17 protein-coding genes and 1 other annotated feature are annotated in these 16,374 nt (G+C 52.2%); of the genes, 13 read left to right on the forward strand and 4 right to left on the reverse strand.

Annotated features, from left to right (window positions below; translation table 11 throughout):
* Positions 1-68: 68 nt before the first annotated feature.
* From MKY96_RS07945 to MKY96_RS07955, 3 genes are all read right to left on the reverse strand, one after another.
* Positions 69-1,022 (reverse strand): helix-turn-helix transcriptional regulator, encoded by a 954-nt coding sequence (locus MKY96_RS07945; RefSeq protein ID WP_340939631.1) that lies wholly within the window; start codon positions 1,020-1,022, stop codon positions 69-71.
* 229 nt (positions 1,023-1,251) lie between these two features.
* Positions 1,252-2,844, reverse strand: coding sequence for a phosphoglycerate dehydrogenase (serA, locus tag MKY96_RS07950; protein ID WP_036727344.1), 1,593 nt, complete (start codon positions 2,842-2,844; stop codon positions 1,252-1,254).
* Positions 2,845-3,054: 210 nt separating this feature from the next.
* Positions 3,055-3,282: a binding site (T-box leader), on the reverse strand.
* A 113-nt stretch (positions 3,283-3,395) separates the two neighbouring features.
* On the reverse strand, positions 3,396-4,301 hold the full coding sequence (locus MKY96_RS07955; protein WP_036727342.1) for a hypothetical protein: 906 nt from the start codon (positions 4,299-4,301) through the stop codon (positions 3,396-3,398).
* A gap of 85 nt (positions 4,302-4,386) precedes the next feature.
* Between MKY96_RS07955 and MKY96_RS07960 the strand changes: the two genes are divergently transcribed.
* The 3 genes from MKY96_RS07960 to MKY96_RS07970 are packed head-to-tail and all read left to right on the forward strand — an operon-like array spanning position 4,387 to position 6,223.
* On the forward strand, positions 4,387-4,980 hold the full coding sequence (locus MKY96_RS07960; RefSeq protein ID WP_036698166.1) for a CPBP family intramembrane glutamic endopeptidase: 594 nt from the start codon (positions 4,387-4,389) through the stop codon (positions 4,978-4,980).
* Positions 4,977-5,354: a hypothetical protein gene (locus MKY96_RS07965; RefSeq protein WP_340939634.1), complete on the forward strand. Its 378-nt coding sequence runs from the start codon at positions 4,977-4,979 to the stop codon at positions 5,352-5,354. The genes MKY96_RS07960 and MKY96_RS07965 overlap by 4 nt, the downstream gene beginning before the upstream one ends.
* Complete coding sequence (locus MKY96_RS07970) at positions 5,345-6,223, forward strand: metallophosphoesterase (RefSeq protein WP_340939637.1); 879 nt, start codon at positions 5,345-5,347, stop codon at positions 6,221-6,223. Before MKY96_RS07965 ends, MKY96_RS07970 begins: the two co-directional genes overlap by 10 nt.
* Positions 6,224-6,291: 68 nt before the next feature.
* On the opposite strand, the gene MKY96_RS07975 is transcribed toward MKY96_RS07970, so the two are convergent.
* Positions 6,292-7,164: a polysaccharide deacetylase family protein gene (locus tag MKY96_RS07975; protein WP_445671427.1), complete on the reverse strand. Its 873-nt coding sequence runs from the start codon at positions 7,162-7,164 to the stop codon at positions 6,292-6,294.
* Positions 7,165-7,258: 94 nt separating this feature from the next.
* Here MKY96_RS07975 and MKY96_RS07980 point away from each other — a divergent pair, with 94 nt between their 5' ends.
* From MKY96_RS07980 to der, 10 genes are all read left to right on the forward strand, one after another.
* Positions 7,259-7,627: a hypothetical protein gene (locus tag MKY96_RS07980; RefSeq protein WP_340939641.1), complete on the forward strand. Its 369-nt coding sequence runs from the start codon at positions 7,259-7,261 to the stop codon at positions 7,625-7,627.
* Between the two features lie 231 nt (positions 7,628-7,858).
* Positions 7,859-8,473 (forward strand): genetic competence negative regulator, encoded by a 615-nt coding sequence (locus MKY96_RS07985; RefSeq protein WP_036698160.1) that lies wholly within the window; start codon positions 7,859-7,861, stop codon positions 8,471-8,473.
* Between the two features lie 76 nt (positions 8,474-8,549).
* On the forward strand, positions 8,550-9,245 hold the full coding sequence (gene prsW, locus MKY96_RS07990) for a glutamic-type intramembrane protease PrsW (RefSeq protein ID WP_340939644.1): 696 nt from the start codon (positions 8,550-8,552) through the stop codon (positions 9,243-9,245).
* A 78-nt stretch (positions 9,246-9,323) separates the two neighbouring features.
* Positions 9,324-9,470 carry a hypothetical protein gene (locus MKY96_RS07995; protein ID WP_179090427.1) on the forward strand — a complete coding sequence of 49 codons (147 nt, stop codon included), beginning with the start codon at positions 9,324-9,326 and terminating at the stop codon, positions 9,468-9,470.
* Positions 9,471-9,557: 87 nt separating this feature from the next.
* Entirely contained in the window at positions 9,558-10,916 is a 1,359-nt protein-coding gene (gene ypeB, locus MKY96_RS08000; protein WP_340939647.1) for a germination protein YpeB, read from the forward strand.
* A 285-nt stretch (positions 10,917-11,201) separates the two neighbouring features.
* The gene (locus MKY96_RS08005; RefSeq protein ID WP_340939649.1) at positions 11,202-11,855 is read left to right on the forward strand and encodes a flagellar brake protein; all 654 of its coding nucleotides are present in this window, start codon (positions 11,202-11,204) and stop codon (positions 11,853-11,855) included.
* 211 nt (positions 11,856-12,066) lie between these two features.
* A complete protein-coding gene (cmk, locus tag MKY96_RS08010) occupies positions 12,067-12,777 on the forward strand; it encodes a (d)CMP kinase (protein WP_340939651.1) in 711 nt (236 codons plus the stop codon).
* On the forward strand, positions 12,774-13,361 hold the full coding sequence (locus MKY96_RS08015) for a lysophospholipid acyltransferase family protein (protein WP_036727329.1): 588 nt from the start codon (positions 12,774-12,776) through the stop codon (positions 13,359-13,361). Before cmk ends, MKY96_RS08015 begins: the two co-directional genes overlap by 4 nt.
* A gap of 174 nt (positions 13,362-13,535) precedes the next feature.
* Positions 13,536-14,864 carry a 30S ribosomal protein S1 gene (rpsA, locus tag MKY96_RS08020; RefSeq protein ID WP_340939654.1) on the forward strand — a complete coding sequence of 443 codons (1,329 nt, stop codon included), beginning with the start codon at positions 13,536-13,538 and terminating at the stop codon, positions 14,862-14,864.
* Between the two features lie 175 nt (positions 14,865-15,039).
* The gene (gene der, locus MKY96_RS08025) at positions 15,040-16,365 is read left to right on the forward strand and encodes a ribosome biogenesis GTPase Der (protein WP_340939658.1); all 1,326 of its coding nucleotides are present in this window, start codon (positions 15,040-15,042) and stop codon (positions 16,363-16,365) included.
* Positions 16,366-16,374 lie beyond the last annotated feature (9 nt).

The raw sequence follows: 16,374 nt of genomic DNA on the forward strand, positions 1-16,374 counted from the left end.
AAAGTCCCCCTATAAATAATAATGTGTATTGTAATATTATAGGGGATACTAGTGCATTTGGTCTATTATTAAAAATCGTATAATGCTGCCGCTTCGCGCAGAGCCGCAGCAACCGTATCCGCAAGCTCAGGCGGTGCCGTCACCTTGATGCCCTGACCCAGGGACAGGATGATCCGGCACGCTGACTCCGGCGTGTTGAACTCAACCTCGGCCCTGATCCAGCCCGGGGCCTCAGAAGGCTCCTGGTGCAACAGGGCGACGTATCGCTCCTTCTGCAGCTCCTTCATCGTTTGCTCTCTTACAAGCAGGCTGGAGGGGTACCTGGGCAAGGCAGACTTGAATGCGGCGGTGGAGGTCTCCCAGTACTCAGACAGGACGAAATCCTCCGGCAGCTCAAATAGCTCATCTGTGACTTTGGCCTCAGTGATTCTGGAGACCCGGTAGGTCCGCAGCTCGCAGTCATGCCCTGCGACCAAGTACCAGACTCCGCGCTTGACCACCAGCCCCAGCGGTGCAACCAGCCGCTCGGCGGCGTCCTCCCCGCGCAGATAGGTGATGCTCACCTTGCGGTTCTCCCATAAGGCTTCCTGCAAAGCGGTCAGGCAGGGATAGGTCTCCCCGGAGGGATGCCACCCGGCTCCGTCGATGTGAATCCGCTGGCTGAGGAAGCTGAAGGGGGTGACTGGCTGCCGAGTAGCGACGGCCTGCAGCTTGCGGGCGGCCGAGGAGAACTCCTCCTGAATGCCCAGAGCGTGCAGAATTGCCGGATCAGCGGGCACCAGCAGTGCGGCAATCTCCTTGGTGTTCATTCCGGTCAGGGAATTCCGGTAGCCTTCAGCCAGCCTCCAGCCGCCTTCCCGGCCGCGCTCGGCCAGCACGGGGATGCCGGAGAAGCTAAGTGCCTCCATATCCCGGAAGATTGTACGTTCGGATACCTCCAGCGTTTGCGCCAGCTCTTTGGAGCTGATTTTGCCGCGGCTCTGTAAGATTTGAACGATAGTGATCAGACGATCCGCTCTCATTCTGCAACCTCCCTTGAATGTATTGTTTATATATGTCAATGGTTGTCATGTATAAGGTATATATTAGACAAGAGTACGGATTAGCGCAAATGATCATCTAATCCGCAGTACCGTTCTTTAAAAGGACGGCCAAGCCGTTTCCGCTTATATAACGCAAAAAACACTCTTTGGAAGTGCGCAGCCTGGGGCCTGCACTCCCGAAGAGTGTTTTATTGTGAAGAAATAAGAATTAGAGCAGAATGATCTCCTCAGCGGTGTTGATCTCCGGCAGTCCGGCCAGCTTCACCAGGACCTCCTTCGGTACACCCTTATCAACGGTCAGGAGCATGATGGCCGCTCCGCCGATGATAGTCCGGCCAACCTGCATGGATGCGATGTTGACGCCGTTCTCGCCAAGCAGGGTGCCGACGAGTCCGATGATACCCGGTTTGTCATTATGCGAGATCACAACCTGATGGCCTTCCGGAGCAATATCGACCGGGAACTTGTTGACCTTAACGATCCGTTCGCCATAGCCCTGCAGCAGGGTACCGGCGACCAGACGCTCTTCATCATGCTCAGCCTTGAGTGTTACCGTGATGAGGTTGGTGAAGCCTTTGGTTTTGGAAGCCTTGGTCACCACTACGTTCACATCACGGGTCTTCGCCAGATGCATCGAGTTGACGATGTTCACATCTCCGGCAAAGTGGCGGGTGAGCACACCTTTGACGACATAGCGGGTAAGCGGCTGGGTATCCACATCCGAGAGATCACCGGCATATTCAACATGGATCTCGCGGATCGCTCCGTCCGTAATCTGCGTAGCGAAGCTGCCCAGCTTCTCGCCGAGGGTGAAGTACGGCTGCAGCTTGTTCATCACGCTAGGTGCAACCGGCGGAATGTTCACCGCGTTGATGAACGGTTCGTTGCGCAGGATATGGAGGACCTGCTCGGATACATCGATGGCTACGTTCTCCTGGGCTTCAATCGTCGAAGCACCCAGATGCGGAGTCACGATAATCTTCGGATGTGTAAGGAACGGGTGGTCTGCTTCAGGCGGCTCCTTCTCGAAGACGTCGAACGCAGCACCGGCTACAATACCGCTGTCAATCGCTTCTACCAGCGCCATTTCATCGATGACACCGCCGCGGGCACAGTTGATGATGCGCATGCCTTTTTTCATCACTTCGAATTGCGGACGGGAGATCATGTGGCGGGTCTCCGGGGTGAGCGGTGTGTGAACGGTGATGAAGTCTGCACCGCGCACAATGTCGTCTACCGAAGCCAGCTTCACTTCCATTTTCTCTGCACGGTCAGCTGTCAGGAACGGGTCATAGGCCAGGATGCTCATGCCGAAGGCTTTGGCGCGCTTGGCCACCTCGCTGCCGATCCGGCCCATGCCGAGTACGCCCAGTGTCTTGCCGCGCAGCTCTACGCCGAGGAAGGTTTTTCTGTCCCATACGCCGGAAATCGTCTTCGCATAGGCTTGAGGAATATGACGGGCCAAGGCCATCATCATGGCAAAAGCATGTTCACAGGTTGTAATGGTATTGCCGTCCGGAGCATTGATAACGACTACACCGCGCTGCGTGGCTGACTCCAGCTTGATGTTGTCCACGCCGACTCCGGCCCGGCCGATAACCTTGAGATTAGTACCGGCGGCGATAATTTTGTCAGTCACGGTAGTCTGGCTGCGAACGAGTAAGCCGTCATATTCGCCAATGATTGCAACTAGCTCATCTTCACTTAGTCCTGTTTTCTTGTCTACAGTCACATCGCTTGCGTCCATCAATTGCTGAATGCCCAAATCGCTGATCGGGTCCGATACTAATACTTTAAACATGGTCTCTTGTCCTCCTTCAAATGGGAAAGCTATTGTATATGCCAAGGATCACCGGGTAAGGCAATCCGCAGTACCAGAACTTACAAGAGCGTAATAAGCAGTTTGACATCAGGGTAACGCGCTGTCGCATAAAAGAAACAGCATACAAAGGTACCGGATTCATAGGAATAGGACAATAAAAAAACTCCCAACCCCCATACTACTGCCGTAGTAAGGGACGAGAGTTGTCGTGGTACCACCCTAATTCACTGCGACGGTTAAGAAGCAGCCTCATTGGCCTGCAAAGGCCACACTGGTAACGGAGTGATCCGATTGTATCTACTCTTGTGTTCAATACAATATCTCAGGAGCGCTAAAGATTAATGTCCGCCACCGGTTCTCACCACCCACCGGCTCTCTGAAGACTGCAAGTAATCTTTGTTCCATCATCGGTTTTGCTTGATTAATTTGTCATAATGTAACATGGTGATGCCAAGTGTGTCAATAGGATTCTTCTGCACGGGTCCGCCTTGAAGTGGACCGTAATATTCGTTATGATGCAATAACTGGTCCTACTCGTAGAAGAAAGGGAGCTGCGGCATGATCTCTTTGCCGTAATATTGTTCCCGCCACTTGATGAAGTCCTGCTCCTGCACCGCACCGGTGGAGATGAGCAGGGTGACGGAGGACTGAATATCATTCAGCTTCAGCGAGCTGGCGGTTCCGGAGTAGATCATGTCATCAATCTTGGCAGTGATATCCTGCGGATCATATCCGGCGTAGATGCCGCGGTTGAGCATGATATTGGCGATGGAAGCATTCTTGAGCAAGAGCGGCATTTTTTTCCACTGAATGAAAGAGAGTGTCTTCAGCTCACCGGACTGCTGCGGAATGGACGGGTGGGTCTTCGACCCCCATTTCAGCATGGAATCATAGAAGTTCTTCTGGGCGAGCAGCCCGAATCTCACGGCACTGGTTGTGAAGTTGTCGCTTCTCAGCACTTTGGCGGCTTCCGCGCCGGAAGCTCCCGCAGTCACCTTACTGGAGGCTTGGGAGAAGAGTGTGAGACTCTTAAGAATATTGAGCTGAGATTCATAGAGCATCGGCGAATTGGTGAAGAGCGAATCCTGGGTAACCTTATCATACTGCTTGTCCGCGAGAATACTCAGATTCTTCAGTGTTGCCGCATTCTGGCGTGCATCCGTGCTGCGGGCAAGAACGCCCACCTGTTCGTTCCAATTGCGCTTGAATTCCCGGTAAGGCAAAAATACGTTATGATAAAAGGTGACAAGATCCTGCTGCTGGTAGGAGCCGGAGAATTCCTGGGCGCTTGGGTGGTCCTTCAGCTGTGAATACTTGGCCTCTGTCTTGTCAGCTCCAACCTTGACTCCCGTGAAAAATGAAGCGAATGCGGATATTAGAAAAAACAAAAAACCTAGTGTGTACATCATTTGAGTGCGGGAGGTACGGCTGTTCATGATTAGGTGCTCCTTCGTATAGGTGAATTAACTTATGTAAAAACATTTACTTATGTAAAAACATTTATAGAACAGGCAGGTTATAATGAAAAAATTCAAATTGGGTGACATCAAAATTAAAAAGGCCGATCCACAGCAGTTAACAGACAAGCTGTTACTCATTAATCTGTACATTACTCAGGGCCTTACCTTATTTATCGGTTTGATATGGATATTATTGCAGAAAAGAAATCCTATTCACATATTAAATTTTCCGGATAGTGTACATTTCGTGTACTGGGGCCTTGGCCTTGCAGTTATTATGCTTGCTGTTGACTTCCTGCTGACCCATATTGTTCCTGAAGACAGCATGGATGACGGGGGGATTAATGAGCTGCTGTTCGGCAAACGGCCGCTGTGGCATATTGTGGTCATTTCGGCGGTGGTTGCGGTGTGCGAGGAGCTGCTCTTCCGCGGAGCGATCCAGCATTCGCTTGGGCCGTACTGGACGAGTATACTGTTTGCCGTTATTCATGTCCGTTATCTGCGGCACTGGATTCCAACGGGCTGGGTCTTCCTCAGCAGCTATGGTCTTGGACTTATCTACATCCATTCGGGCAGTCTGTGGGCACCTATCTTGTGCCATTTCCTTATAGATTTGTTCTCCGGTATGGTTATTCGTTACAGGAGGGTATCATGACAGAACAATTAAGCCGGGTAAGGTCCCGCCAGAAACAGCAGAAGAGAGAACAACAGCCTCCGGCCAGAGCGGGCAAGCGTCAGCCGGCCTCCGGGGCAGCAGAAGAGCGTGCGGGAAGTCCGGTGCCGGTGGCAGGGACCCTGTCCAGGAAGGAGCGCTTATCCGGGCGCAGGGCCCCCGGGAGGCCGGAGCGTGAGGCGGCACAGCAGGAAGGGGAGCAGACTCCGTCGCGTGCGGAGAGCTATCCGTCAGAGAGAATCCGGTTCAGCAAAATGTTCATCAATTCGCTGATTGTTGTATTTCTGATGCTGCTGGGCTTCCTCCTGTGGTGGGGAATTAACGGGGCGCCGGATCTGGGCAGCCTATGGAGTTGACTAGGGTGCTCCTGATTCTATTAGGTGTGAGCCTTGGGGGAGCAGGGGTCATGGGCCTCCTTATGGTTGCTGCTGCCTTCAAGAAACGGTTGAATCATCAGGATATTGTACTGGAGCGGCTTCCTGCCGTCTTCGACGGCTACCGGATACTGTTCATTACGGATATTCACCGCCGCCGTCTGCCGGAGGAGATGCTGACCCCGCTGCGGGGGAAGGTGGACGCTGTCTTCCTGGGCGGTGATATGACGGAGAAGGGTGCTTCCATAGAACGCCTGTTGAAAAATATGACTCTGGCCGCTTCGGTTGCCTCTGTATATGCCGTACATGGGAATCATGATTACAGGGCGAATATCAGTCTGGTGGATAACATCATCCGGGGAAGCGGAGCCAGGCTGCTGGTGGATGAGAACTGTGTCATTGAGCGGGACGGTGCTCAGTTTATTCTGACCGGGGTGGATTTCCCGCGGCAAGGCGGCAAGAAGGCCTATGGGCCGCTGCCTGCTGTGGCTGAAGCGGATGCGGAAGCCTTCCGGATTATCCTCGTGCATGATCCGCTCTGGCTGTCCCGGCAGCAGGAGGTTCCGGCTGACCTGATTCTGGCCGGGCATACCCATGGAGGCCAGGTTGTACTGCCCTTGATCGGGAACCGGCATACCGATGAGTTCTACCGCAGGTATAATGCGGGGATGTATGAGATCCCCCGGAGCTATAATGCGGGTCTCCCGCCGCTGAAGCTGCTGATCAGCCGGGGGTTCGGTACGGCGCATCTGCCGCTGCGCTGGCGCAGTCCGGCCGAGATGCATGTGCTGACCCTGCGCTGCGGACGGCAGCACTCCGGATCGCAGAGATTCAATGTGATGGACACATAAGCATGACAAAAAAACGGCTGCCCTCCTTGCGGGGCAGCCGTTTCTGCTTGTATGGACGGATTCGGAGCTTAGCGCATCTTCAGCTCAATGCTGCGCGGATCTACAAAGCTGTAGCCCTTGCCTTCAAGCGTAGTCAGCAGAGCGTCAAGTGCCTCTACCGTCCAAGGCAGCTCATGCATCAGAATATTGCTGCCGGAGTGCAGCTGATCGGTTACATTCTTGATCAGCTTCTCCGTTTTGCCCGTATCCTTGGCCTTCATCTCCCAGTCGAGGGAGCCATTGGACCAGGTCATATAGAGCATGCCGTTTGCAGCGGCAATTTTTTTGCCTACGTCACCGCCGGCACCATGCGGCGGGCGGAAGAAGTGAGGGGTCTCACCGGTAATTTCCTTGACGATATTCTGCACATCTTCAATCTGCTTCTTCACTTCGGCTTCCGGCTTATCCTTCAGCACGATGTGATCCCAGCTATGGTTGCCGAGCACGCCGCCCCGTTTGTGGATCAGCTCCAGCAGCTCGGGATGCTCCTTCACCCGGTAACCATTGACGAAGAAGATCGCCTTGGCCTTGTGCTTGTCCAGCGTATCCATCAGCGGATTGATTAATTCCGCTTCCTTCGGCCCGTCGTCGAAGGTCAGCAGGACAACCTTCTTATTCGTCGCCGGATCATTCGGGACAATGTCATAATTCTTGTTCATATGATACAGCAGCGGTACCTGCGCATCGCTGGCTGCCGCAGGCGTAGCCTCCGGTGAGGCGGTGGCCTCAGGTGCAGCTGATGCTGTTGCCTCAGGTGTAGCAGATGCGGCTGTCTCCGCCGCCTCTGTTGCTGCCGCAGGCTGAGGCGTCTTCTCCGCAGCCTGGATGCCTGTATTCCCGCCGCTAGTGCAAGCTGACAGCAGACAAGCCGCCAGGAGCAGCGTTATTGTTGCTTTACCCACTTTTTTCATCTCGCTTTCTTGTTGTTTGGCTGTATGAGCGGCTACCTTTCCGCGAACACTAAGCATGATTTTACCATACAAGGAGGTTGGAGATATGAATACTTCGTCATTTCTGTGCGGGGTGCTGATTGGTGCAGCCGCCAGTATGATTATGTCCAAAAAACGCAGCGCCATGATGTCGGCCCTGATGCACTCGAACGGTTCTTCCTACAATGCGGGTGACAAGGCCAAGGACAAAATTATGGGGATGGCCATGACCGGCTTCGGCAGCACGGCAGCGGGCAGCAGCCATGACCACTCCGGCTCACATGTATCCGGCGGTGGCGATCATAAAGAGGATTCCCTTAAGTCCAAAGAATCAAATCTGAACATGCTGAAGGATTTCATCCGCAGCAACCCTGATGTGAAGCATGAAGTCGAGCAGATTCTCAAAGATACTCATACCGCCATACCCGGTTTGTAACCGGATTTAACCGCTGCAGAATCATTTTGGCGATGCCGGCATCGCTGAAGTGATTCTTTTTTAATATGGCTTTACATATAATGGGCAGCAAATTGGGCTGAATCTATATTTATTTACGTGCATTTGTAGCTTCAAAATGATAACATACATACATAGTAACCATTTTTGGCTCATTACTCGGGACTCATCATACATTAATATTAAATGAGCTTGCAAAAGGAGGATCCTGTCATGAGAATAGAGCGATTAAGTCAAGATAAGATACGGATTTTCCTCACTTTTGACGACCTGAGCGAGCGGGGCATCCAGAAGGAAGACATGTGGCAGGAGGTTCCCAAGGTGCACGACCTCTTTACGGAAATGATGGATCAGGCGTACAGCGAGCTAGGTTTTGACGCTACGGGTCCGCTTGCCGTGGAAGTGTTCGCATTGCCCGCGCAAGGCATGGTCGTTATTGTGACCCGGGGGAAATATGATCACCATCAGTACGGTGGGGCCGGGGAAGATGAATTGCCTGAAGAGATTTACGAAATGGAAGTTACTCTTGAACAAAGCGACTCCATTGTATATGCTTTCCGCGATTTCGAGGTTCTGGTGGAAGCAGCTCATGTGCTCATCGGCAATATTACTTCTCAAGGACAACTGTATTCTTATAATGATAAATGGTACCTCTACTTCGATCCGAAGGAATTTGAAGAGGCTGCACTGTCAGGGCTGGTAGGCGTGCTCGCTGAATTCGGAGATTCCTCTCCGGTAACTCAGGCTGTTCTGGCCGAATACGGCAAGACGGTTATGGCGGAGAATGCGATTCAGACGCTGTGCAATCATTTCAAACGCCAGGAATAAGAGATAGCGGGAAGGTACCAGTCCGGCCATAACGGCTTCAGCAGAGATTAGGTATTAGCGCAAGGGAGGCTATTCGGTGCTTTTGTTATCGGTCATTTCGTCAGCAGTTGCACCGGGACTTGCGCTGCTGACTTTTTTCTACCTGAAAGACAAGTATGATCAGGAACCGCTCCATATGGTGCTTAAGGTGTTCCTGCTTGGCCTGATGATCGTGCTGCCGGTGATGATTATCCAGAGGGGGCTTGTGCTGGGGCTGGACGGCGGTCCTTATGTGGATTCCTTTCTGATCTCAGCCGGGGTGGAAGAGGCCCTGAAGTGGTTTGTGCTGTACCATATGATTTACAATCATACCGAATTTGACGAGCCCTATGATGGAATACTATATGCCGTAGCGATTTCGCTCGGCTTCGCAACAATAGAGAATGTAATGTATGCATGGTACAGCAATGCTTCAATCGGCACCATGATTCTAAGGGCGCTGCTTCCAGTCTCCGGACATGCCATGTTCGGGGTAATTATGGGCTACCATATGGGCAGAGCCAAGTTCTCCGGCGGGGTCAAGACCCGTAAGATTCTGCTGATTTCCTTGCTTCTGCCCTGGCTGTGGCATGGAATCTATGATTTTCTGCTCGCGACGACAGCTAACTACTGGATCTGGTTTATCGTGCCATTGATGGCAGTTTTATGGTACGGAGGCATGGGGAAGGTAGCGCGGGCCAACAGCCGTTCCCCGTTTCGCTTTTTGAAGCGTGAGGAAGAGGTTAACCTATAATTGAGATGGACACACTTAATCCTACAGGGCAGTTCCTTAAGGCGGGGAATTCCAGAAAGGAGAGAGAGGTGTCTTTTTTTGCGAGTAAAAGTTCGGATTGTCTGCAAGCAGTGCGGCGAAACCTACATATTAAGAGGGAACAAGGAGCAGGGTGTTGTCCAGACCGGCTTCAAGCAATGTCTGTGCAGCTGTGTAAGCGGCTTTGAGATTGAGGAACGGGCCTGAAGACCGGATTCTTGAAAAAGTGCATAAGACTTCTCAGTTATTGTCAAACTAACGGCAATAAGCTACTGAAAGGAGCTATGCGGACCTATGTACAAAAGATTAAGTGCCATAATGTTCCCGCTTACCGCACTCTTGCTGCTTGGAGCGCTCGTCTGGGGGTATCAGGAGAATCAGGAGAAGAATTCGATTCTGATCAAAGCGGAGAATCAGTATCAGCGCGCGTTCCATGATCTCTCCTTCCATGTGGAGCGGCTTCACGGTGAGCTGGGCAATACGCTTGCGGTGAACACCACCTCTAATGGAATGCACCGCAAGGGACTGGTCAATGTATGGCGGATTACCAGCGAGGCGCAGAACGAGATTAACCAGCTGCCGCTGACGCTATTGCCGTTCAGTGAGACGGAGGAGTTCCTCTCCAAGATCGCTAATTTCTCTTACAAAGCTGCGGTACGTGACTTCACCAAGAAGCCGCTGACAGAGGGGGAGATGGCGAATCTGAAGACACTCTACCAGAATTCGGCTGAAATCTCCAAGGACCTGCAGAAGGTTCAGGACAAGGTCATCGGCAAAAAGCTGCGCTGGATGGATGTAGAGACTGCACTGGCTACAGAGCAGAAGGCCGAAGACAACACGATCATCGACGGATTCAAAACCGTGGATAAACGCGTGGCGGCTTACCCGGAGCTGGACTACGGCCCTTCGGTTGCAAGTATCTATGATAAGCGGTCGGTGAAAAAGCTGGGCGGCAAGCCGGTTACCGCTGACCAGATCAAGGGCAAGGCGATGAAGTTCGCCGAGCTGGGCGGGCAGGCACAGGTGAAGATTCAGGAGAATGGGAAGGGAACGGAGTGGGCTTCTTATACAGCCACTGTGACTTCAGCAGAGCATAAAGAGCCGGTCTCGATGGACTTCACGGCGGAAGGCGGCCTGCTGATCTCTTACAACGACAACCGCGAGGTAGGGCCGGCCAAAGTATCCATGAAGCAGGCTGTGGAGAAGGCGGGCAAGTTCCTGGAGAAGAAGGGATATCCCGGCATGACCGCAGTCAGTGCTGACCGGTACGATAATCTGGGCAATCTGACCTTTGTCAGCAGCCAGGACGGCGTGCTCATCTATCCCGAGAAAATGACGGTTCGTGTCGGGCTGGATACGGGGGAGGCCATAGGATTTCAGGCAAGTGACTATGTGAATGAGCATAAGGAGAAGCGTGTGCTGCCGAAGCCGAAGCTCTCCTTAGCTGAAGCCAGAGCGATGCTTAACCCGGAGTTCAAGGAGCTCTATAACCGGCTGGCCTGGATCGAGAATGAAGATGCGGTGGAGCTGCTGACCTATGAGTTCGGGGGCAAAATCAACGGCTCACAGTTCAGGATTTATCTGAATGCCGATGACGGTAATGAGGAAGCGGTGGAACAGATCCGCACCTCCTCGGGAGCACAGGATAAATAGCCGGACGTTCCACTTGAGACGGATAAGCCCGGTTATAATAGAGAAGACGCATTTCTGGAAACGGAGGGCGTCTTTTTTGAAGATAAGAATCTATATGTTTTGGGGTCCCCGCAAAGTACCTGAATCAACACCTACGCTAAAGCCCCACTTTGTGGGGTTATTTTGTTGCTGCGCGCCGGTTGCGGCTGCTGGTGTTCAACGCCTAATAATATTTCTGACCGGTCTCAAGAGGGCGTGCTATAATCGGTTTAGCATTTATTACTAACTCAAGCGGCGGTGACAGGTTTGTATCCCAAAATCAATGAATATCTATACCTCCAGGTGGCGTCCAGCGATGCGGCAGAGTCTGAGATCCAGTACCGGGCAAGGATTGCTGACATGGAGGATGAGAGTATCCTGATAGAGATCCCTATGCAGGAGAGCAACGGCCGGCTTAAGAAGCTGTTCGTCGGTGATGAGCTGTCGGTGTATTTTCTCACAGAGGGCGGCATCAAGAATTACTTCAATACTCATGTGCTCGGCTTCAAGGAAGATGTCATCCGGATGGTCCGGCTGCGCAAGCCAGCGGCGGAGTCCATCTTCAAAATTCAGCGGCGCAGCTTCTTCCGTGTCAATGCCGAGCTGGAGCTGGCCGTTAAGGATGCCCTGGGCAGCCGCTTTCTGGTGCGCACCGAGGATATTGGCGGCGGCGGGACGTCATTCTTAAGCGATGCGAAGATTGCTTTGGAGGTGGCCGACAAGCTGGCCTGCTGGCTGCTCGTCTCCTACCGCAACGGAAGCACGGAGCATGTTAATTTCGAAGGCGAGATTGTACGGATCAAACCGCTGGAGACCGGGCGGAATCTGGTCATGGTTAAATTCTCGGCCATTTCCGATACGGAGCGGCAAAAAATTATCCGGTACTGCTTTGAACGCCAGTTCGATTTCCGCAACCGCTGATTCCCTGCGCGCGAATCTTCAAGAGGGCCCTGAATCAGCTTTTTTCTCCCTAAAAAACCTCAATGTCATTTTGCACTGGGGTTCAAACTGTGGTATAATTTTATAAGTCGCAGGCAATGCCTGCTTTTTTCTTGAGAATATCAGCAAGTTCCAAGAGAGATATGTCGATATGCGTATTTCTGCGGAAGAGTGTTTGAGGAGGAATGCCCCGTTGGACAGGCAGGATACACATACTAACGACCGAATTAACGTCGCCATCGACGGACCTGCCGGGGCAGGCAAGAGCACTGTAGCCCGATTGGTAGCACGGGAGCTGTCTTACATTTATGTAGACACGGGTGCCATGTACCGGGCAATCACCTGGTATATGCTTCGTGAAGGCATAGCTGCAGAGGAGCATGAGCTGGTGGACCGGAAGGTCCAGAATATGGCGATTGAGCTTCTGCCTGAGAAAGATGTGCAGAAAGTGCTGATTAATGGGGAAGACATGACCCCGCATATCCGCAGTCTTCAGGTCAGCGGCCAGGTGTCGCAGTATTCGAAGATTGAGGGTGTTAGATCCAGACTGAGTCACTTGCAGCGTCAGATGGCGCTCCGCAAGGGAGTCGTGATGGATGGCCGGGATATCGGTACAACCGTACTGCCGGATGCCGAAGTGAAGATTTTCATGACGGCAAGTGTGGAGGAGCGTGCTCTCCGTCGTTACAAGGAACTGAAGGATACGGAAACAGTGACTCTCCAGCAGCTTGAACATGATATTGCAGCGCGGGACCGGCTTGATGAAGGCCGGGAGATTTCACCGCTGTGCCGTGCCGAGGATGCTATTCTTCTGGATACGACGCATATGGATATCTTTCAGGCCGTGGAAGCCATCGTCTCCCACTGCAGAACCTATGTTAACGGGGAGAGAAATCATCTATGATTTATGCATTTTGCGTGGCCTTGCTTCGTATGATTTATGCCATACTGTTCCCGCTCAAGATTGTGGGAAGAGAGAATGTGCCGAAGGAGGGTGGAGTCCTGCTCTGCGCGAATCACATCAGCCTGCTTGATCCCATGACGATCGGCATTAAGCTGAAGCGACAGGTACGATATATGGCCAAGGCGGAATTATTCAATGTTCCGGTGCTGGGCTGGCTCATTAAGCAATTGGGCGCATTTCCTGTCAAGCGTGGCGGCGTAAGCAAAGAATCCATTAAGACGTCTCTCAATACGCTTCGCAGCGGACATGTGATGGGCATCTTCCCGGAAGGAACGCGGAACTCCGATTCAGGTTCAGCCAAGAAGGGTGCGGCAAGCTTCGCGCTCCGCAGCGGCGCAGCCGTTGTACCGGCAGCCATTATCGGGTCCTACAAGCCGTTCCGCCGGATGACTGTTGTGTATGGGGCACCCATAGACCTCAGCGCATTTGAAGGTGCGGGAAGTGATTCTCTGGACGCTGTAACCGATGTAATTATGGGACGCATCCATGAAATGATCAGTACCGGCAAGCCCAGTTCGCGGTAAGTCCGGAAGGCAATCTCCTGTTTCGGTGAATAGCTTATAAATTACAGCATAACCGCTATTTTTTGGAACATACTAATCAACACAGTGAAATGGTTTAACGAAGCAATGATTGTTTTGAACTCTGCTCTACGCGGGTTTAAATAAATGGGGTTTTGAATCGAGGAGGGTAATCACATGTCTGAAGAAATCAAGAATCAAGAAGCTGCGGATAACGTTGAGAATAACGAGACCGTAGAAGGGGCAGAAACTGTAGAATCCGCTGTAACCGAGTCTGCAGAAGTTGTTGCCAGCAATGAAGAAGAAGTGACAAGCCAGGAAGGTCTGGAAATCATTTCTCTGAAAAAAGGCGATACCGTGAAAGGAACAATCGTCAAAATTGAAGATAACCAAGCTTATGTAAGCATTGGATATAAATACGACGGCGTTATTCCTATTCGCGAATTGTCTTCCGTTCAGCTGGACAATGCCGCAGCAGCGGTAGAAGTCGGCCAGGAAGTGGAATGCAAGGTTGTCAGCATCAACGACAACAAGGAGAGCCTGGTGCTGTCCAAGCGTGCCATCGACAGCGAGAAATCATGGGAAGATCTGGAGAAGTATTTCGCTTCCCAGGAATCCTTCGAAGTTACTGTAGCTGATGTTGTCAAAGGCGGCCTTGTGGCTGACGTTGGCGCACGCGGCTTCATCCCGGCTTCCATGGTTGAGCGTCACTTCGTTGAAGATTTCAGCGACTACAAGGGCCGCACACTGCGTGTCAAAGTGAAAGAGCTTGACCGTGAGAACAGCAAGGTAATTCTCTCCGCCAAAGAAGTTCTGGAGGAAGAATTCGAAGCTAACAAGCAGAAGATTATGGCTGAGCTGTCTGAAGGCCAAATCATCGAAGGTACTGTTCAACGCCTGACTCAATTCGGCGCATTCGTTGATGTTGGCGGCGTAGACGGACTGGTTCACGTATCCGAGATCGCTTGGAACCATGTGGAGAAGCCATCCGATGTAGTATCCGAAGGTGACAAGGTTCGCGTTAAAGTACTTAAGGTTGATCCTGAAAAGGGCAAAATCAGCCTCAGCATCAAAGCAGCTGCTCCGGGTCCTTGGGATTCCGCAGCAGGCAAGATCAACATTGGCGATGTAGTTACAGGCGAAGTTAAACGCCTTGTGAACTTCGGCGCATTCGTTGAACTGCTGCCAGGCGTTGAAGGCCTTGTGCATATCTCCCAGATCTCCCACAAGCACATTGGTACTCCGCATGAAGTGCTCAAGGAAGGACAGGAAGTACAAGTGAAAGTACTTGACTTCAACCCATCCGAGAAGCGCGTCAGCCTGAGCATCAAGGAAACTGAAGAAGCTCCGGCTCCTTCGGCCAGACCAGAACGCAGCAACAGCAGAGACAGAGCGCCTAAGGAAGTGCTGAACAATCCTAACGTATCGCTCAGCAACGAAGGCCTCAGCTTCACACTGGCTGAACGTTTCGGCGACAAGCTGGACAAATTCAAGGGTAACAACTAATCCCTTTGTTATCTCATCATAACGGGTAAAGTAATCGGCGAGCCCTCGATCAGAGGGTTCGCCGATTGTCTTTTCCAGGGCATACAGGATAGCGGCAATACCTGGGTAAGACGGTTAGCCAATTGGAATGTTTTTTGCTATGATGAGTAACGTAAGGAAGACAGGAGGAATGAATATGGCAAGACCCGTAGTGGCCATTGTCGGCAGGCCTAACGTCGGAAAGTCGACGATCTTTAACCGGCTGATTGGCGATAGACTGGCCATCGTAGAAGATAAACCGGGGATTACACGTGACCGGATATATGGAGTCTCCGACTGGAACGGCAAATCCTTCAGTGTCATTGATACTGGCGGGATTGAGATTGACGGAGAAGACGCTATTCTGAAATCCATCCGCGTTCAGGCGGAGCTGGCGATTGAGGAAGCGGATGTGATCGTCTTCATGTGTGAGGCGAAGAGCGGACTCACAAGTTCGGATGAGGAAGTGGCACAGATTCTGTTCCGTTCCGGCAAGCCGATCGTTCTGGCTATCAATAAAGTGGATAACATGAAGCGCAGCGAAGATATTTATGAATTTTACACCCTTGGAATCGGTGATCCGATCGGCATTTCAGGAAGTCACGGAACCGGAATCGGCGATCTGCTGGACGCGGTTGTTGAACGTCTGCCGGATAAAGTGGATGAGGAATATGATGAAGATGTCATCCGTGTAGCCTTGATCGGACGTCCGAATGTGGGTAAATCCTCACTGGTCAATGCAATTCTGGGCGAAGAACGTGTTATTGTCAGTGATGTTGCGGGGACTACGCGCGATGCGATTGATACGCCGTTCGAACGGGATGGCCAGCGTTATGTGCTGATCGATACAGCGGGCATGCGCAAACGCGGCAAGGTCTATGAGAACACGGAAAAATACAGTGTAATGAGAGCCATGAAGGCGATTGAGCGCGCTGATGTTGTACTCGTTGTAATCAACGGTGAGGAGGGCATCATCGACCAGGACAAGCATATCGCCGGGTATGCCCATGATGCGGGGAAGGCCTCAGTCTTTGTCGTTAACAAATGGGATGCCATTGAGAAGGACGACAAGACGATGCAAAACTTCGAACGCAACATCCGCGATCACTTCCTGTTCATGAGCTATGCTCCGGTGGTATTCCTGTCTGCGCTTACGAAACAGCGTCTGCAGAAGCTGCTGCCTGTCGTGCAGCATGTCGCCCAACAGCACGCCCTGCGGATTACCACCCATCTGGTGAATGATGTGGTATCGGATGCCGTGGCGATTAATCCTCCGCCTACGGACAAAGGCCGCCGTCTGCGTATTAACTATGTCACCCAGGTGGCAACGAAACCGCCGACCATCGTGGTATTCGTCAATGATCCTTCGCTGATGCACTTCTCCTACGAACGTTACCTGGAGAACAAGCTGCGTGCAGCGTTCAATTTCGAGGGGACACCGATCCGCCTCTTTACACGGCGCAAATCCGAGAACGAAGGTTAGGGGAGAAGA

This window comes from Paenibacillus sp. FSL R7-0302, from assembly GCF_038006885.1.
Taxonomy (GTDB): domain Bacteria; phylum Bacillota; class Bacilli; order Paenibacillales; family Paenibacillaceae; genus Paenibacillus_AQ.